Annotated in this window: 7 protein-coding genes, 3 rRNA genes and 1 pseudogene; 9 read left to right on the top strand and 2 right to left on the bottom strand. The window is 39.4% G+C overall.

Annotated features, from left to right (window positions below):
• Positions 1-242 precede the first annotated feature (242 nt).
• From HXT27_RS02965 to HXT27_RS03005, 9 genes are all read left to right on the top strand, one after another.
• A 16S ribosomal RNA gene (locus HXT27_RS02965) occupies positions 243-1,768 on the top strand.
• Between the two features lie 367 nt (positions 1,769-2,135).
• Positions 2,136-5,199, top strand: a 23S ribosomal RNA gene (locus HXT27_RS02970).
• Positions 5,200-5,356: 157 nt separating this feature from the next.
• Positions 5,357-5,473: ribosomal RNA gene (rrf, locus tag HXT27_RS02975) — 5S ribosomal RNA — on the top strand.
• Together the 16S, 23S and 5S rRNA genes form the textbook arrangement of a ribosomal RNA operon.
• A gap of 1,172 nt (positions 5,474-6,645) precedes the next feature.
• Positions 6,646-7,944, top strand: a complete 1,299-nt coding sequence (locus HXT27_RS02980; protein WP_297642816.1) for a metallophosphoesterase — start codon at positions 6,646-6,648, stop codon at positions 7,942-7,944.
• A 314-nt stretch (positions 7,945-8,258) separates the two neighbouring features.
• A complete protein-coding gene (gene murA, locus HXT27_RS02985; RefSeq protein WP_075523476.1) occupies positions 8,259-9,611 on the top strand; it encodes a UDP-N-acetylglucosamine 1-carboxyvinyltransferase in 1,353 nt (450 codons plus the stop codon).
• A 415-nt stretch (positions 9,612-10,026) separates the two neighbouring features.
• Positions 10,027-12,642 (top strand): serine/threonine-protein kinase, encoded by a 2,616-nt coding sequence (locus HXT27_RS02990; RefSeq protein ID WP_422113210.1) that lies wholly within the window; start codon positions 10,027-10,029, stop codon positions 12,640-12,642.
• Between the two features lie 273 nt (positions 12,643-12,915).
• Positions 12,916-13,092, top strand: a complete 177-nt coding sequence (locus HXT27_RS02995) for a hypothetical protein (RefSeq protein ID WP_155642884.1) — start codon at positions 12,916-12,918, stop codon at positions 13,090-13,092.
• Between the two features lie 14 nt (positions 13,093-13,106).
• Positions 13,107-13,559 carry a hypothetical protein gene (locus tag HXT27_RS03000; RefSeq protein WP_075523478.1) on the top strand — a complete coding sequence of 151 codons (453 nt, stop codon included), beginning with the start codon at positions 13,107-13,109 and terminating at the stop codon, positions 13,557-13,559.
• Between the two features lie 55 nt (positions 13,560-13,614).
• A complete protein-coding gene (locus HXT27_RS03005; protein ID WP_155642885.1) occupies positions 13,615-16,062 on the top strand; it encodes a hypothetical protein in 2,448 nt (815 codons plus the stop codon).
• Between the two features lie 282 nt (positions 16,063-16,344).
• On the opposite strand, the gene HXT27_RS03010 is transcribed toward HXT27_RS03005, so the two are convergent.
• Positions 16,345-17,742, bottom strand: a complete 1,398-nt coding sequence (locus tag HXT27_RS03010) for a PucR family transcriptional regulator (RefSeq protein WP_422113211.1) — start codon at positions 17,740-17,742, stop codon at positions 16,345-16,347.
• A 163-nt stretch (positions 17,743-17,905) separates the two neighbouring features.
• A pseudogene (locus HXT27_RS03015) lies at positions 17,906-20,041 on the bottom strand (DUF6020 family protein); the annotation flags it as partial.
• Positions 20,042-20,169 lie beyond the last annotated feature (128 nt).

A 20,169-nucleotide genomic window follows, 5' to 3' on the forward strand; every position in this document is an offset into this window, starting at 1 on the left:
TGGTTCTCCTCGGTTGGGGTTGATGAGCCGGCTGGTGTGGTGGTGGTTTGAGAACTCAAAAGCGTGTCTGTACTACTTATTTAGTTAATTATTGCCAGTTCATTGTCAGCCTCACAGTTTGTGGGGTGCCTGAGAGATGGTTAAATGGTGGTGAGGTTTTTGTGGGATGTTTTTTCCTTAAAGAATGTCTCGTCTTTTTCTTTATTTTTTGGAGCCTAGTTTGGCTTTTCATTGAAATTTTTTTCGTGGAGGGTTCGATTCTGGCTCAGGATGAACGCTGGCGGCGTGCTTAACACATGCAAGTCGAACGGGATCTGACCAGCTTGCTGGTTGGTGAGAGTGGCGAACGGGTGAGTAATGCGTGACCAACCTACCCTATGCTCCAGAATAGCTCCTGGAAACGGGTGGTAATGCTGGATGCTCCAACTTGACGCATGTTTTGTTGGGAAAGTGTTTAGCGGCATGGGATGGGGTCGCGTCCTATCAGCTTGTAGGCGGGGTAATGGCCCACCTAGGCTTCGACGGGTAGCCGGCCTGAGAGGGCGGACGGCCACATTGGGACTGAGATACGGCCCAGACTCCTACGGGAGGCAGCAGTGGGGAATATTGCGCAATGGGGGAAACCCTGACGCAGCGACGCCGCGTGCGGGATGAAGGCCTTCGGGTTGTAAACCGCTTTTGATTGGGAGCAAGCCTTCGGGTGAGTGTACCTTTCGAATAAGCGCCGGCTAACTACGTGCCAGCAGCCGCGGTAATACGTAGGGCGCAAGCGTTATCCGGATTTATTGGGCGTAAAGAGCTTGTAGGCGGTTCGTCGCGTCTGGTGTGAAAGCCCATCGCTTAACGGTGGGTCTGCGCCGGGTACGGGCGGGCTAGAGTGCAGTAGGGGAAACTGGAATTCTCGGTGTAACGGTGGAATGTGTAGATATCGGGAAGAACACCAATGGCGAAGGCAGGTTTCTGGGCTGTTACTGACGCTGAGAAGCGAAAGCGTGGGGAGCGAACAGGATTAGATACCCTGGTAGTCCACGCCGTAAACGGTGGACGCTGGATGTGGGGCCCATTCCACGGGTTCCGTGTCGGAGCTAACGCGTTAAGCGTCCCGCCTGGGGAGTACGGCCGCAAGGCTAAAACTCAAAGAAATTGACGGGGGCCCGCACAAGCGGCGGAGCATGCGGATTAATTCGATGCAACGCGAAGAACCTTACCTGGGCTTGACATGTGCCTGATGACTGCAGAGATGTGGTTTCCTTTCGGGGCAGGTTCACAGGTGGTGCATGGTCGTCGTCAGCTCGTGTCGTGAGATGTTGGGTTAAGTCCCGCAACGAGCGCAACCCTCGCCCTGTGTTGCCAGCGGGTTATGCCGGGAACTCACGGGGGACCGCCGGGGTTAACTCGGAGGAAGGTGGGGATGACGTCAGATCATCATGCCCCTTACGTCCAGGGCTTCACGCATGCTACAATGGCCGGTACAACGGGGTGCGACATGGTGACATGGAGCTAATCCCTTAAAACCGGTCTCAGTTCGGATCGTAGTCTGCAACTCGACTACGTGAAGGCGGAGTCGCTAGTAATCGCGAATCAGCAACGTCGCGGTGAATGCGTTCCCGGGCCTTGTACACACCGCCCGTCAAGTCATGAAAGTGGGCAGCACCCGAAGCCGGTGGCCTGACCTTTTTGGAGGGAGCCGTCTAAGGTGAGGCTCGTGATTGGGACTAAGTCGTAACAAGGTAGCCGTACCGGAAGGTGCGGCTGGATCACCTCCTTTCTACGGAGTTTTTGTGCACGCTCGGTTTGAGTGTGGTTACTGGTGTGGAAAACAATAGTTGATGTTTTTATGTGAGTGGTTTAGGCATGTTTTTGGGTTCCCGGATTGCCACCCCCCTTGTTTTGGGGTTGTAGTCTGTGACTCATGGGATTACGGGTTAATGTTTTGTTGGCTCGTGTTTCGTGGTGTTGTGGTGGTTTGAGAACTGGATAGTGGACGCGAGTAAGAATACGAAACTTTTTGTTTTGTTTTTTTGCTTTTATCAATTTCAACCGGCTCCATTTTGGTGGAGTCGTCTTGATCGTTTTATGATCGTTTAGTGTGATGATTAGTTGTCTAGAGTATTTTGCTGGTAGGTCTTATTAGTGTGTATTACTGGTAAGGGCGTATGGTGGATGCCTTGGTAGACAGGACCGATGAAGGACGTGACGGGCTGCGATATGCCTCGGGGAGCTGCCGAGTGGGCTTTGATCCGAGGATTTCCGAATGGGGAGACCCGGCCATTGTTATGAGTGGTCACCACAGTTTTGTGGGGGGTACGCAGGGAAGTGAAACATCTTAGTACCTGCAGGAAAGGATACTCCGTGAGTAGTGGCGAGCGAAAGCGGATGAGGCTAAACCGGGTGCGTGTGATAACCGTCAGGTGTTGCGTGCTCGGGGTCGTGGGATTGATTGTTCAGCCTCTGACGGGGTTGAGAAGAGTGATAAAATGTCGTGTTATGTGAATGGGATTGAATTCCCAGCCGTAGAGGGTGATGGCCCCGTAGCAAGTCGTGCGATGTCTCTTTATGTTTATTCCCAAGTAGCGCGGGCCTCGTGGAATCCCGCGTGAATCTGCCCAGACCGTTGGGTAAGCCTAAGTATTCCTGTCTGACCGATAGTGTACTAGTACCGTGAGGGAAAGGTGAAAAGCACCCCGGGAGGGGAGTGAAATAGTTCCTGAAACCGTGCGCTTACAATCCGTCGGAGCCTTTTTATGGGGTGACGGCGTGCCTATCGAAAAATGAGTCTGCGAGTCAGTGGTATGTGGCGAGGCTAACCCGGGTGGGGGAGCCGTAGCGAAAGCGAGTTTTAAAAGGCGTTTGAGTCGCATGTCCTGGACCCGAAGCGGGATGATCTAGCCCTGAGCAGGTTGAAGCGCGGGTAAGACCGTGTGGAGGACCGAACCCACCTAGGTTGAAAACTGGGGGGATGACTTGGGGTTAGGGGTGAAAGGCCAATCAAATTCCGTGATAGCTGGTTCTCTCCGAAATGCATTTAGGTGCAGCGTCATGTTATTGCTTGCAGGGGTAGAGCTACTGGATGCTTGCGGGCCCATACCGGGTACTAATAGCAGCCAAACTCCGAATACCTGTTAGGTTTATCATGGCAGTGAGTCGGCGGGGGATAAGCTCCGTCGTCAAAAGGGAAACAGCCCTGATCGTCGTCTAAGGTCCCTAAGCGTGTGCTAAGTGGGAAAGGATGTGGAGTCGCATAGACAGCCAGGAGGTTGGCTTAGAAGCAGCCACCCTTGAAAGAGTGCGTAACAGCTCACTGGTCTAGTGGTTCCGCGCCGACAATGTAGCGGGGCTTAAGCACGCCACCGAAGACGCGACTGTGTGATTTTTTCACGCGGGGTAGGAGAGCGTCCTGTATGAGGTGAAGCGGCCGTGTGAACGTGTCGTGGATTATACGGGAGTGAGAATGCAGACATGAGTAGCGAAAGACAGGTGTGAATCCTGTCCGCTGAATGACTAAGGGTTCCGGGGCCACGTTCGTCGTCCCCGGGTGAGTCGAGTCCTAAGGCGAGGCCGACAGGCGTAGTCGAATGGATGAACGGGTTGATATTCCCGTACCGGTGTTACACCGTTCGAACTGAATCTGAGAGTACTAACCTTCGTTTTATTATCTGGTTTCCTTTCGGGGTTGTTAGATGGTTTAATGTTGGGACTGTATCGGTAGTAGGTTAGCGTGGGAGTGACGCGGGTAGGTAGCCGGCTGCGGAGGTGGTTTTCCGTGGCTAAGCGTGTGGGCTGTCCTCTAGGTAAATCCGGGGGATGTTAAGCTGAGGCGTGATGGGTAGGCTGTAAGGCTGATTCCGGTGATCCTGCTTGCCAAGAAAAGCTTCAACGTGAGGTGTGATTCCGCTCGTACCCTAAACCGACACTGGTGGTCTGGTAGAGTATACCGAAGCGATCGGGCGAATCCTGGCCAAGGAACTCGGCAAATTACTCCCGTGCCTTCGGCATAAGGGAGACCCCTGATGGTGATATGGTTTCACATTGTTGAGCTGTTGGGGGTGGCACAAGCTAGGGGGTAGCGACTGTTTACCAAAAACACAGGAGCGTGCGAAGGCGTAAGCCGCTGTATACGCTCTGACGCCTGCCCGGTGCCGGAAGGTTAAGAGGATCCGTTAGCCTTTTAGGTGAAGCGGTGAATTTAAGCCCCGGTAAACGGCGGTGGTAACTATAACCATCCTAAGGTAGCGAAATTCCTTGTCGGGTAAGTTCCGACCTGCACGAATGGCGTAACGACTTCCCCACTGTCTCGGCCAGGAGCCCGGCGAAATTGCAGTACGAGTAAAGATGCTCGTTAAGCGCAGAAGGACGAAAAGACCCCGGGACCTTTACTATACCTTGGTATTGTCGTTAGGTGTGGATCGTGTAGCATAGGCGGGAGGCTGTGAAGCGTGGGCGCTAGCTTGCGTGGAGTCGTAAGGTGAAATACCGCTCTTTCCATATCTGGCGTCTAACCTCAACATGTTATCCGTGTTAGGGACAGTGCCTGGCGGGTAGTTTAACTGGGGCGGTTGCCTCCTAAAGAGTAACGGAGGCGCTCAATGGTCCGCTCAGCCCGGTTGGCAATCGGGTGTTGAGTGTAATCGCACAAGCGGGCTTGACTGTGAGACTGACGGGTCGAGCAGGGACGAAAGTCGGAGATAGTGATCCGGTGCCGGCGTACGGACGTGGCATCGCTCAACGGATAAAAGGTACCCCGGGGATAACAGGCTGATCATTCCCAAGAGTCCATATCGACGGGATGGTTTGGCACCTCGATGTCGGCTCGTCGCATCCTGGGGCTGGAGCAGGTCCCAAGGGTTCGGCTGTTCGCCGATTAAAGCGGCACGCGAGCTGGGTTCAGAACGTCGTGAGACAGTTTGGTCTCTATCCTCTGCGCTCGTTGGAATGTTGAAGAGGCCTGCCCATAGTACGAGAGGACCTGGGTGGACAAACCTCTGGTATGCCGGTCGTCACGCCAGTGGCGCTGCCGGTTAGCTACGTTTGGAAGGGATAACCGCTGAAAGCATCTAAGCGGGAAGCCTGCTCTAAGATTAGCATTCCTTACACTTTTGTGTGTGAACCCCCATGTAGAACACGTGGTTGATAGGCTGGATGTGGAAGCCCTGTGAGGGGTGGAGCTGACCAGTACTAATGGGTGATTGTAATATACTTTAAATTTAAGGTTTAAACAGTTTAATGTTTTAGACGCTTGGAGTGTTAAACGTTTCTGCGGTTAAGATTGTTGAGATTGATTTAAGTTATACTCGCGTTCATGTCCGGTTCCCAAACCGTCACTTTCCACTCATTAAGTGAGTGTATAATATAGTTTTGCGGTGGTCATGGCTCAGGTGAGACGCCCGGTCCCATTCCGAACCCGGAAGCTAAGGCCTGACACGGTGAGGGTACTGCACTCGATAGGGTGTGGGAGACTAGCACGCTGCCGCATTATTCTTTTAACGGGGAGTCACTTGACTCCCCGTTTTCTTATATTACTTTCCACGTTCAGCAACCTACTACTTACCATATAAGCCTTATATTTAAACGCTTTTAACTTCTACTACTTGTCATATAAGCCTTATAACCCGGTTTACAAGTTAAGCAGGTTTATAAGCTAAGCACGGTTTATAAGTTAAATTAAAAACCCTGGGGCTTTAGTCCCAGGGTTTCTAACTAAAAGAGAAGAAGAAAATTAAATTATATTAAACACAACTCAAAACCATTAAACTCAATGATTTAAATCCTATTAAAAATAAAACCACACTATCCTGAACAAAAGAATACCAAACCCTTAAAAAACCCTGAAAAAACAACGTTAATTATCTAAGATTCTTATTTTTTATATTTTATATTATTTCTTACTTATATATTTAAAGCATGAGAACAGTTATAACGTTTGCTAATCGTAAATAAAGCGATAATTGCGTGTAAATAACGCCACATTGCGAGTAAAGATTGCTACCACACTAAAATGAGCTGAAGTAGACGAGAATAACGAATAGATCGCGCGATAACGTTTGCTAATCGTAAATAGGGAAGTTGTGATTACATGTGTGAGAATTTGTTATTAAGTACACTCGTATGATTTTGCGATTGATTGATAGTGTAATAATTTATGATTGATTGAATAATGATTTGTAATTTAGTGTGTATGATTTTGCGAGTAATGATCTTAAATTTTGGTAATTCTCTAATTTGCCGTATGCTTGAACTATGCCTGAAGATATTTCGTCTAATTGTGAAGCTCAGAAGTCAGCTTACGATGGTGTGAAGCCCGAAGAAAATCACTCAAATAGAGGGCTTTGCTGTGAGTCTAATGGTGAGCATTTGCATGCAAATAGTGAACTTTGCAATGAACCTTCGCATGCGAATAGAGAATGTGTGCTTAGTGAAGACGTAGATAGTAGATATGGCGAATGTGATTTGCTTAATGTTGGTGTGAATGCAAATTTGAATATTGCTAATGATTCTAAACTTTATGAGAGCCGTGTTGATGAAAATGATTTTGCATGTAGTCGCGTTAGTGAAAATGATTCAGATGAAGTAAACGTTGTAAAAAGTAGTGTTGAAAGTTCTACTACTCATGATGTTGTAAAGTCTAATGTTAAGTTACCTTTATCTATTTCAGCGCGACTGGGTCAATTGCAATTCCATCTTTCTGGAAAGTTTCGTGTGCTTCAGTGTGCTGATATACAAGAAAATTCTAAAGTTTCAAAAGATACTATTCGTCTTATTGAAGCTGCTTGTGATGAGGCTAGACCAGATATAGTTATTTTCACTGGAAATCAGATTGCGGGATATGATAAAGATTTTTCTAATACTTTTACGCGCCGTCGTTGGGAACATAATTTAGATTTTTCAGATTCTGATTTAGAAGATACGCGTGAAAAAATTCGCAAGCATATAAGTAGCGTTGTAAAACCCTTGGAAGATAGGGGGATTCCGTGGGTTGTAACTTATGGAAATCATGACAATCAGTGTGGTTTGAGCAATGCACAATTAGATGATTTATATAGAGAATTTTCAGGTTGTTTAAATCATAGCGGAAATATTTCCGATAGAATGGAATATGAAGATAAAAATTGTGATTTTAGTGAAGAATCTGCCTTTAAATCTGTAAAAGTACAACATGCAAAAGGTGTACAACGCGTGCATGGAATATTGCCTAATCAAGTGATTTTTCCTTGTGAACCTGGTACTTTAGCTTTGCCTGTAAAAGACTGTAAGAATAAAGATATAGTGTTTTCTTTAGTGTTAGTGGATTCTGGTGACTATTCTCGCGCGGGTGGTTATGGTGAGCCATCTAAAATAGCTCTCGATTTTTTGAGCAAAATTTCTAGCTTTTTGCCTGCAAGGTTTTGTGTATTCCAGCATTTTGCTCTTAAGCAATATTACGATTTGCTTAGAGAAGTACCTAAGAAAAATGCAAGTGCTGAGCGTGCGATAGAAGGGTATCGTGCTTTTAGTGGAAAATACTATGTGTTAGATGAGTCTAAAGTTTTATCTGATTGTTATCTGAGTGAAGGCGTAAGCTGTCCAGATCTAGATAGTGGTGAATTTGCTATTTTGCGTAAAAATGGCACGTTTTCTATTGCTTCTGGGCATGATCACCGTAATTCTTTTGCAGGTAGAGAGAAGTCACATAATATGCTGCTTGTTTCTACTCCAACTTGTGGATTTGCTTCTTATGGCCCTGAGCCTTATAAGCGTGGTATTCGTCTTTTTGAATTTGATATACGTCATCCATTTGAACCTCGTACTCAGATGCTTGAGTTTGGTAAATTAGTTGGTAAGCCATCATCTCGTAAAGCCTATACTTATGGTCTAACTGCAGAATCTGAACACAATCTTCCTGAAGTTGATTTATTGCGCAAGCCGTCTATATTTACGCGTTTAATTCATAGATTACGTAAAAGGTGATTTGTTTTAGTTTTTGTTTTAGTTTTTGTTTTAGTTTTAGTTTTTGTTTTAGTGCTTTATTGATTAGATTTGCTGATTTGCTTTAATTTTTAGTGCTTATTGCTGTCGTGCGAGAGTTTCGCGCGTTTGTATACGTATTTCATACGCGCATTTTGTACGCGCGTTTTGAAAGTCTGTTTCGTGGGTAAGTCTTTCGCTATTATATATATAGTATTTTGAGTGCGCTGCAATTTTCATGCAAAATGTGAGTTTTCTTGTCAGCGATTGCTTATGGAAGTTTTGACTATGCACGCGCGTAAACGAAAGAGGTAAATGTGTTTGCACAGAGCGTAGCTGATACTAGCGATAATAACGCATTAGATGTGTTACATGTTGAAGGTGGTAAGCCCTTAAATGGCACTATTAAGGTACGTGGTGCGAAAAATTTCGTCAGTAAGGCAATGGTTGCGGCACTGCTTGCTGCTGAAAAATCTACATTAAAAAATGTTCCCGAAATTCGCGATGTGCATGTTGTTTCAGATTTATTGCGTTTGCATGGTGTTAATGTTGATGTAAATGTTTCTGATGGTATTGTTGAAATTGATGCTGCAAAAGTTCAATTAGCAGACGTTGCAGATGTTGACACTCTTTCAGGCTCTTCTCGTATTCCAATACTTTTCTCTGGTCCATTGTTACATCGTTTAGGGGAAGCTTTTATACCTGCATTAGGCGGTTGTAATATTGGTGGACGCCCTATTGATTTTCATTTAGAAACCTTGAGAAAATTGGGCGCTAATGTAGATAAAGATCACGAGGATGGCATACATATAACTGCTCCTTACGGTTTGCATGGAACTAAAATTCATTTGCCTTATCCGTCTGTTGGTGCAACTGAGCAAACATTATTAGCAGCTGTTTTAGCTGAAGGACGCACTGAAGTTTCTGGAGCTGCAATTGAACCTGAAATTATGGATTTGGTTGCTGTATTACAAAAAATGGGCGCTATTATTTCGGTTGATGTTGACAGGACTTTCCGTATTGAAGGCGTTGAAGAGCTGCATGGATATACTCACACTGCTTTAACTGATCGTATTGAGGCTGCATCGTGGGCTTCTGCTGCATTAGCAACTCATGGAGATGTGTTTATTAAAGGTGCAACTCAGCCTGAAATGATGACTTTCCTGAATGTTTTTCGTAAAGTTGGCGGTCGTTTTGATGTTACTGATCAAGGCATTCGTTTTTGGCATCCGGGCGGTGACTTGCAACCTGTTGCGATTGAAACAGATGTGCACCCTGGTTTTATGACTGATTGGCAGCAGCCTTTGGTTGTGGCTCTTACTCAAGCAAAAGGTTTGAGTATTGTGCATGAAACAGTGTATGAAAACAGGTTTGGTTTTACTAAGCCTTTGGTTGATATGGGTGCAAAAGTTCAGCTTTATAGAGAATGTTTAGGATCTTTGCCGTGTCGTTTCCAGCAGCGTAATTATAAGCATTCTGCTGTGATTTTTGGACCTACTCCTTTAACTGGTCAAGATATTGATGTTCCTGATTTGCGTGGTGGCTTTAGTCATTTGATTGCTGCGTTGACTGCTAAAGGTCCGTCTAATGTACATGGAATTTCGTTGATTGATCGCGGTTATGCTGATTTTCGTGGCAAGCTGCTTGCTTTAGGTGCAAATATTGATTAGCTATTAGTTTGTTAGTTTTTTAAGCTGCTAAATCTTAGTTTTTTAAGTGGCTAAAGCGATGTTTGTCTATTAAAGCGTCATATGTTTCTGTGTGTTATAGTTTTCTAGGTGTTTTAGAGCGTTCGCAAGATTCTTGTGAACGCTTTTTGTTTTACATTAGTGTTAGATTTTGTAATATTTAGTTTGTTTATGTAATAAAAATGTTGTGTTAAACTTTCAACCACATTGGCGGAAAAAGCTTGGCTTAGTAAAAAATCTTCATTAAAGTAATATTCACATTGAAGTGTAGCTGCTTTAAATAATTGTTTTTAGAGTAAAAAAGTTTGCGTATTTGGTTTTATGGTTTTTGTTTGAGAGTAGATGTTATTTGGAAGCGTACATAACAATATGCGAATTGCTGAAAATTGGGGGAATAATGAATTGCGTAGGTGGTAGATACCAGCTACTTGGCGAGTTGGGGCGAGGTGGCACGTCTATAGTGTATCTCGCTGTAGATAATGTATTGCAATGCAAATGGACTGTGAAAGAAGTTGTTCTTGAACAGTCTAATCAGTCTGCAGATGTATTGAAACAGGCATTGCGTGCAGAAATCGCTATTCTTAATCGCTGTGATAACCCGTATATACCACGTATTGTCAATTATTTTGAAGAAGGGAATCGTGCTTACATAGTTCGTGATTATGTTCAAGGAAATCCACTTTCTTATATAGTTTCTAAGAATGGTGCTCAAAATATTAAATTTGTGATCCGTATTGGTATTGAATTATGTGAAATATTAAAGTATTTGCATAATTTGCATCCTGCTGTTGTTTATGGTGATATGAAGCCATCGAATGTGATGATAAATCATGATGGTCACGTAAAACTTATAGATTTTGGTGCTGCTCAAGAATTGCGTACAATTCAGCGAGAAAACTTAATGAATAGTAGTAACGTGACTTTTGGAACTAAAAGTTTTGCTGCTCCTGAACAATTTTCTAATTTAGGATTAGTAAGTGTTCAATCAGATATTTATTCTCTTTCTGCAACTTTAGCTTATGCGCTTTTTGGTAGAAAAGTTAATGGGAAGATTGATTTTTCGCGATTTTGCACTGTAGATGATTGTAATGAATTAGACTTTTGCTCTACATCCGGTGTTTCTAGTGTTCTGGGTGTTTCCAGTTCTCGTAGCGTATCTAATGCGTGCGAAACATCTAGCATGTTTCGTGATGGCAATTATAAGCGAGTGAGCGCTTTAGATAGAGATGGCTATGCGGATGATAAAAATAATTTTTGTCGAAAGTTTAATGATGGATTTGATGAAAGTTTGTTATTAAATAATTATGTAATGGCAAAATTATGTAGTGTTATAGCTCGCGGTATGTGCATAAAACCAGAGAACAGATATAAATCTTGCGATTTCATGATGGAAGATTTGCTAAATTTGCAAGAATTATTGATCAAAAATAAATATTGCAATAAAAATATGAAAATTGCTGAATCTCGTGATTGTGGATTGCATGGTTGTAAATCTCTGGATTGCGAATCGTCATCTTGCGAATCGCGTGATAGCAAATTGCGTGATTGTGAATCTAGCGATTGTGAATCGTATTCCGGAAAATCTAAGTCAGATAGTTCAGTTGCTAGTAATTTAGATCTTGCAAAATCAAATTATATTGAGTTAAATTCTCGTGAATCTCGTGATTGTGAATCTGGTGTTCGTGAATCTAGCGATTGTGAATCTGGTGTTCGTGAATCATCATCTCATGAATCTGGTATCGATAATTCAAGTTTTAGTCAGTTTGATAGAAAGTCTAATAGAGTTAAGAAATCATTTGTTAGTAGAAGAGAAATTAGGGCTAGAAAACGTAGGCATTTTGCTTATGTTTTAGTCCTAGCGCTTTCTGGGTTATTGTGTTTTGTGCTTAGTCCAGTAAGTTTTGCTGTTTCTCAGCGTGTTCGTAATGAGAATTATGACAGAAATATTCGCAATTGTTCTTTAGCATTGGATTCTGAAAATGCTGAAATGTATTGCGAGCGTGCAATAAGTGATGAGTCTATGCCTATGACACCTTTATTGCAATTATTGAAATATCACTGTAGAGATTTTCGTTGGGATTCTCGCGAAAGGCGCGTATTTAATAAATTGCTTTCGAAATATGATTCTAGATTGCGTAGTCAAAGTGAATTGTGGTCTAAGCTTTCTTTTGAGATTGGTAAAGCGTATTGGTTTTATGCTTTTGATTTTACTAAATCAGAAAATGTTGGGAATAATTCACTCTTAATTGATAGAAATGATAAATTGAAGAATTCTTCATCTCAAGATGATGCTTTAGAAAATGAGTATGTTGAATATGTTCATGAAGCATTAGATTGGTTTGATAAAGCATCGCATGATGTTAGTTATCAGCAGCATGAGCTTATTTCGTTATATAAATCTGTTGCTAGTGCATATTTTAAGATAATACAAAATTCTCAAGTTGATTCTAAAGAAGATAGTGCTATTGGAGATAAAAATGTTGGAAATTCTGATAAAAGTTTTAGCGATAATGAGAAAGAGAGTAATAGTGTAAAAGATGTTTATACGGATTCGTATTATCGCAATTTTTGTATGAATCTTCTCGACTTTCTTGAAGTAAATCGTAATAGCAGTAATGAAGTTGTTCGTATTGGTAGTGCAGAAGTTGCATTAGATAGTGCTCAATTCTTGGAGAAAAAATTAAGTTCTGAAGAAGATAGTAATTCTATAGAAAAGCTTTATAATCTTTCGCTTGATATAGCTAAATCAACTAAGACTACAAGTTATGTAACAGAATCACGTAAAAAACAATTGCTTAGTGTTTTTGAACTTTTTGAAAGTAGCAAGAATGTTAATCACGATGTAGTAAAAGGGATTCTTATTAAAAAAGAAGATTTGAGTTCAAATAAATATGCAAATACTGGTGGAGTAATTATCAATGATGACAGTAAAGATTCTGAGAAAGATTCTGAGAAAGGAGATAATAAAGCATCGCGTAAAGCATTTGGTAAAGGCTCTAAGAAGGGAAAATAAGGAAAGAAAGTAAGGAAATTGAATGAAGTTAAAGAAAGAAAAAGTTAGCTAAGGAGGGAAGTTAAGTGGGGGTGTGTTAAGTAGGGGTGTGTTAAGTAGGGATGTGTTAAGTAGGGATGTGTTAAGAAAGTTAAGAACTTTAAGAAGGGAGTTAAGAAGGGAGTTAAGAAGGGAGTTGAGAAGGAAATTTAAGAAAGGAAGTTAAGAAATTTAAGAAGGAAGATTTGAAACCTGAAAATAAAGGATCTTGCAGAAAAGAGATAAAAATCATTTGTGAGCCTAGAAAAGATGGGAGGCGTGGATAGCTATGAAATAAATGAAGATAAAGAAAATCTTAATAATATTTCTGAAGGAACGAATTGGAGTAGTACGCGAGTTGAATACAACAAAAATATAAAAAGAAAAATAAATGAATTAGATTTCTTCATAAAATTTAGTTCATTTGCATGAGTTTCGGGGGATTTATGACAGCTGGAATGTGGAGCATGCTGGGGTATTTTTTGCTAATAATTGGAGCTTTACTATGCTTTAGTGCAATTATTGTGTCAAAAATCATAAAGATAAAACGTGCGATTAGATATATAAGTTCGTTTTTATACACTTCTGCAAGACATAGTCATAAATCATCTTTAAATTCTAGAAAGCTTTTTCTTCGTTGTAAGTCGAATCTTGCAGGTGCATGTTTGATTGATAAGGGTTCTGCTGATAAGGGTTCTGCTGATACGTATTCAGTTGATACGTCTTTGGCTGATGTAAATCATGCTGTAAGTATAAGGCATATGAATCGCAAGAATAGAGTTAATAATTTAACTAGTGTGAATCGCGCGAATTATATGAGTGACGTAAACAAGTCGAATATAGTTACTTCAAAATCTCGTTCTGCTTGTGCTAAAAAGCGTTTGCGTGCTCTTGTTTGAGTGCGCTATTCGAATGATTGTATAGAAAATATCACTATTTATTGGGGGAAATGTGATGATGAGAAAGTTGAGTAAGCATACTTTTTATGGAAAATCATCGCTAAGGAGATGGGTTTATGCTGCTATAGTTTGCGTTGTTATTATGTCTTGGATATGCATTGGTAGTGAAAATATTGCATCGCTTGTATATAATACAAAATCTTCTTCTGCTATGGCAACAGAATCTGTTTCTTCTGGGACAATTGGCGAATATATTGATTCGAGTTCGATTTCGAGTTCAATTGAAGAAATGCAACCTAGTATGCTTGGATTGCGTTATATTCATGTTAAGAATGTTGATTTTTGTGGAGAAAATTCAACTGAGATATTGAATAAAGGAGCTTTCGCGTTTGCGCATGCGTCTGTTCGCTTAAAAATCACTATTGATGGTTTTACTCGTGCTTTTGCAAAACGTTTGCAAAAATTACGTGTAAGTATACAAAAATATAAAGTTACAGGTGATTCTCGCATTCTTGAGCCAACAAAATTATTGTCAGAAAGCGTTGATGTTCATTATAGGGAAGATCCTCAAACGAAGAGTCTGACTTTAGATGCTCCAACTAGTTATACAATCAATTTAACTCTTAGTGGTGAAGGTGTATACGATATTGGAACGTTAAAAGTACGCGCAATTGCTCTTAAAAGCATACCAAAAGCAAATAGATACTTCACTAATAGTAGCTTTGTGAAAAATTCTTATGAGAATACTAATAGTTCCATAATTGATTCTATACAAAATCCTACTGGTGTTCGTTTCATAGTAATCGACAACACGCGTCCTTCTATGAAAGTTATGTATGAAGATAAAAAAGATGGTAATACTAAGTATTTTAATCATCATCGAATCGCGCATATAACTGTTAAAGATGCGAATTTTTCTTTAATGAAACTATTGCAAAATGATGCAATAGCTCGTACAGATGATGAAAAATCTCAAGTTATTATTAGTGCATCTGATTTTATAAAAGATAATAAATCTAGTGAAATATGGCATTCTACTTTGAACTACGATGATGGCGATTGGCGTGTGATTTACAGAGTAACTGACATGTCTGGTAATAAATCGGAGTATGTAAAAAATTCATTTATTGTTGATACTAAAGATCCTAATGTTGAAATTTCTGATATTGCGAGCAATAAAACTTACGAAGTAGAAAATTCTGGTTTTCCATTTAAAGCGATTGTTCGCGATAATATGCGATTGAAGTCTTTTCTTATGCGCGTTAACGGAAAAGTGGTTATAAAGTGGAATTCTAGTTCTAAATCTGAAAGTAATAATATTAACTCTGATTCTGAAGATTCTAGTTATTCTAATGGCGTTGTAGTAAAAAATGTTTCAGATTCAGAAAAGTTATTAACTTACACGTTAGAACCTTCCGAAAAGCTATACGATGTTTATGTTGAAACTACGGATTTTGTTGGTCGTACTGTGTTCCAGAAAATTGAAAATGTTAGAGTTAAATCGCGTTCTAACAATAGTTCAAATTCTGATAGTAACAAAGTTGTGAACGATTCTTATGATAGTGAATCATCTTTTGATAAACTTTACAATATTGTGCGTGGAATTATTAAAATTCCAGTTTCTACAGATAAACCAATAACTAATACTGATCAAGAGAATCAAAATTCTGTAAATTCTGGGAATTTAGGTAAACAAAAGCCTGCTTCAAGTGAAAAATCTTCTAAAAAATTATCTCATCATTCTATAAGTCCGAAGAAAATACTTTCTAACAATGGTAATAGTGTAGATAATTCACATTTGAAGAATCAAAAGACTTCGCTTAAAACTAAAGATCCGTCCAAGAGTCAAGGACCAAATGAAAAAGATTCATTAAAAAGTGGAGGAGATAGCAAAGCTCACAATTCAGATTCAAATGATGAATCTTATGGTCCAATAGATAAGAAAAACTCAAAAAATAAAAATGTAAGCGAGAATGAGAATAGTATTTTGAGTAGCTCTTATAGGTTGCATCCGAGGTGGAAAGCAATATTAAAAGAACGTAATCGAGTTATATCGCATGACTTAGCTGATGCTATACATTTGCATAGTTCTAAAAATGTTAGTAATGGGAATGATAAGAATAGCAGACATAATGCTGATGTTGCTCACTCTCGTTTTAGTGATAAAACATATGATTCGCAAAATAAATTGCGAAATAAGAGTAAAGATGCTAATAAAAATGACAAAGATTTGGTTAGTGGAAATATGAAGAAGAATGAATCTAGTGGAGATGATAGCGAGGATAGTTATAAAAAAGATTCTAATGATGATTCTGAGGAATTGTTAGATAAAGACACGCAAAAACTTATTTCTGACGCAAAATCGGATTCGCATTCAAATAATTCTAATAATTCTATGATTATTTTGCTAACAATTGGAGTAGTAATTATTAGCATCGTTTCTGTGTTGGTAGTTGGATATGTTGTTTATAAACGTAATGGAGGAATTTTTATGAAACACTAATTTCATGTATTACTGTTCCTTACTTGCGCTCGCAACTCTCTTGAGCGTCAAGCATAAGTATTGTGCTTAAACTCAAGAGAGTTGTTGTTTAGTGTTTAAATATTTCTATTTAATATGACTATAGTTTGCTTGTGCTGTGAAGGATAGTTGATGTTTAATTACTTTTAAGCGTTGGCTTTTAGTTACTTTAGAATGCTTGCGTTTAATTACTTTTAAGCGTTGGCTTTAATGAATAGTCACTGTTAAAAAATATGAGTTAAGAAAGCTAGTTAGTTAAGAAAGCTAGTTATTTAGTGCGTCACGTATTCTTCCAATAGTAATTGCTGTTTGCAAAACGTACGCTTCACGCGGATCTGTGGCATCCCAACCAGTTGTTTGTGCTACTTTTCTTAAACGATATCTCACTGTATTTGGATGAACATTAAGCTCATGTGCAGTTTGATCTAATGCTCCGCCAAATCTTAGGAACATATCTACAGTAGGAAGAGTTGGATCATCTGTGCTGTAAGGCGCTAAGCTTTGATAAACAGATTTATATAGAGTTTCTATTGCAGATGAATCTCCAATGAGCGCTCTTTCTGGAAGAACGTCATCTGTGTGAATAATATTTGGCAAATGATTAACAGCTGGTGCTACTGCAAGAGATGCTAAAGTAGCTGTGATTGCGTCCGCAACTTGATTTACGTTTTGAGCTATTCTACTAACTGCAATCGGCTTTTTAGAAGGAGCAAATAACTGACATAGTTTTTCTAAAGCTTGATCAGATGGATCTTCTCGAATTGCGAGAATAATAATATGAGATGGAGCTGAAAAACTTGAAGTTCGCGTAGCTGAACTAATATTCCATGCATGTGCTATGCGCTCTATTGCATCATTTTGAACGCTTTCAACTATTGCATCATAAGCATTACAAGATCCTAACATTGGCCAAACTGCTCTTCGCAATGAGTCAGTGTTGTTTGCGAATTCATGTGTAGCAATATGCCTTGTTGGACCATTATCTTTATGCTTTATTGCCCCATATGTTCCTGCAATAACAATAATTTTAGGATTATTTTGCCATTGTAAAAGATGCATCAATGCGCTTACTCTCTGATCTGCAATTCCATTCATAAGGCAAGTTGCAATAAGAGTGTGTAAACGAAGTCGTGTTGTTGAATCAAAAACTTTTCCATCGCGATTATCGTAAATACCAAATTGTTGTTCGCATATTGGTGCTGTTGGCAATACGGTGAAATGTGGAGTTTCGCTGTTTGTATTATTTTGAGTTTTTTGAGTTTTTTGTGAATTTCTAGATCCAAAATGCCAAAGACGATGCTTATGTTTTTTTGTATAATCTTCAGAAGGTTCTGTGTTTTCTATTTGCGAATCTTTTTGTTGTGTATTTTTGTAGTTTTTATGTTCAGATTCATCAAATGTTGTTTCTTTTAAAGAAGATGAAGAAGAAGATGATTCAGATTCAGATGATGAAGACGAATTTTCTAAAAGTTGCGTTTCAATATTGTTTGAATAAATACTGCTTCCATCTGCTTTAATGCCTGTAAGCAAAGAAAGAAAATCAAAGTCATTTTGAATAGATTTAGGTAAGGAACTTCTAGGAGAGCTTGAGTCGCTTTGCGCAATTCTCTGGCTGTTCTCATCTTGAGAATCATGGCTATCAGTCGAAATTGCATCAATCATTGCACACCTTGTTATTTGTAGTAAGCATAGAAGTTTCTTCTATTTTATTCACATTCATGCCATTTTCTTTTTCAATCGGCATTTTGTTTTCTTCTAATAATTTTTTAGTATTTAGTTCAATAGATTTCTGCTCTTTGCTAGATTTGCTAGATTTGCTAAATTTATTAGATTTACTAGATTTTGATTCGTTATTGCTGAGTTGTGATTCTTTACTAGATTTACTAGATTTCTGCTCTTTGCTAGATTGTGATTCATTCCAGAAAGTTAAAGCTGTAAACCAAAAAACAAAAGTTATAGGTAACATGTGTCTTTCAAAATTATTTGCTGGAGCTAGCATCATAACTCCAACTAAAAGCGCTAAAGGTATGTGTAAAGCAACTGTTTTCCATCGTTTACAAATAATTTCAGCTGCTCCAATCAGCAAAGTTGCAATAACATAAGTATTTCCGTGAATTAGCCAACCTAATTCAGTATTATCACTGAAATCGCTTGCGTTCTTATAAACTTTATTTCTCCAATCAGGCATCCAATAGCGAATCCAAGTTGAATTTTGAATATTATCTGTGTTTATATAATATTCAGGACCAACATAAGGTTTATCTGTTATATCAAAGTACCCATAAGTTTTAGCCAAAAACGCGTCTATTGCTGTAAGCGGACTGTTTTTAACAATCAGCCACCATGCTCGATTAAACTTTTGTAAATCTTTTTTAGTTACGTAACGCCATCTATAACTTACTTTTTTTGATTGTAGCCCAGAAGATTTAACAGGATCTGCGTCTTGCGGATTGTATGTTTCTGCAGTCTGATCTAGGTTGAAAATCGGCTCTATATCTTTTCTAGCTTCGTACGGAATGCTTTTTGGATTTAATCTTGCGGTTCTAGCTATTTGTTGAAGTTGTAATCCTTTGCTTTCAATAGGATCTCCACTTATAATTACTCCGTTGTGTATGAGCAATGAGATCGATCCGTGAATAGCAATAATTGGAAGAAGTATGCAACAAACCCATATGCACCAACGTTTTCTTTCGCTTATAAGTAATATTACGAATTGAATTATTAAAATGTACCATGCATATTTTGCTGCTATTAGCATTACGCATACAGATATAATCAGCTCAAATATTGTGTGGTATCGATAATTTTTATTTCGAAGTTCATATAGCGTTCCAAACCACCACACGAATGCGAACGCGAATAATGGTGATTTCGTTAAAGATATAGTGCTGAAAGTTACTAGTGGGCTAAATAAGAATGTAATAAGTATTGCTAATCTAATAAAAACGGGTGTGCTTGGTGTGTTCGATGAGATTGGTGTGCTCTGTGTGCTAGTTGCGCTTGTTTCGCACACTGTACTAGTTCCACCAGTTTCGCTAGATGTAATGCATGTTTGTTTTATGTCTTTTATGCTGTTATTCCATGGTTGATTCAGAAATCTATTTGCGCTCGCTGAACAGCACCATATTGCGAATAAAAATTGAAGTGCTGCTAATAAAACAATTCCAGCATCATTTGAATTTGTAAAATATCTAGAAACTGCAGTAACTGATCCGTAAATAACAGTAAGAACAATATTATGTTGATCAGTTAAATATGTTGGGTTTTTGGGCCATAAATAATGTGCAGTTGGATAAATATCTGCAGGCACAAAGCTAAAGAATCCAATATAAGGTTGTTTTAATCCTGTAACTTGATTCCAAGCCCAGCTATATTCTCTTATTTGTGAGCAGATGTCAGCTCCGTAAGCAGCCAAAAGCGTTACTGGAATCCATAGCCATCCTATAAATAGCGTAATCATAATATTTCTACGCGTTCGTGTCATGTGTATTATGCACGCGCGCGCGAATTTATATAAGATTTTGAATAGATTATTTAAAGCTTTTGTGAATGTGTGTAAAAACGTTAAAAAGTGTTGTGAATTTTTATGCGAGAATTTCGATACTATTTTTAATACAAAAGATTTTATGTGCTTTAATAAGAGTAAAAATTTGTGAGAAAATCGAATAATATGATTTGGCAAATGAGAAGTTTTACCAAAATGAACTATTACGCAAAGTATAAAATAATATAAAGCGAAAGAAATAACAAAAATTAAGAAATGTTGTAAACGGAAATTTGCGATAGAAGCGAAAACTAAATCGTCATTATGTGATATGTACTTATAATCTTGTGATCGGAAAATAGGTCCGATGCTTGTACATAAAGCGAACCATGCGCATAGTAGGACCATAAAAATATGGGTTGCTATTGCTTGTGCAATTTTTATAGCGCTTTTGCTATGCGTGGAAGTGTTTTTCATATTCTACCTATGCTAGTAATAAAAACTACTTTATTAGCTTACATCTTTTACTTACTAAATTGTGTGTTTGTGTTTTTCAAATATTTGTGTGAATCGTGTTTGTGATTATTTTTCGTGATTATTTTTCG

The sequence above is a fragment of the Gardnerella bivia genome, from assembly GCF_049262715.1.
Classification (GTDB): Bacteria; Actinomycetota; Actinomycetes; order Actinomycetales; family Bifidobacteriaceae; genus Bifidobacterium; species Bifidobacterium vaginale_A.

Excerpts from the sequence above, each read along its gene's own strand:
- HXT27_RS02990 (WP_422113210.1), top strand. The coding sequence starts at position 10,027 with ATGAATTGCGTAGGTGGTAGATACCAGCTACTTGGCGAGTTGGGGCGA.
- HXT27_RS03000 (WP_075523478.1), top strand. The coding sequence starts at position 13,107 with ATGACAGCTGGAATGTGGAGCATGCTGGGGTATTTTTTGCTAATAATT.
- HXT27_RS03005 (WP_155642885.1), top strand. The coding sequence starts at position 13,615 with ATGATGAGAAAGTTGAGTAAGCATACTTTTTATGGAAAATCATCGCTA.
- HXT27_RS03010 (WP_422113211.1), bottom strand. The coding sequence starts at position 17,742 with ATGATTGATGCAATTTCGACTGATAGCCATGATTCTCAAGATGAGAAC.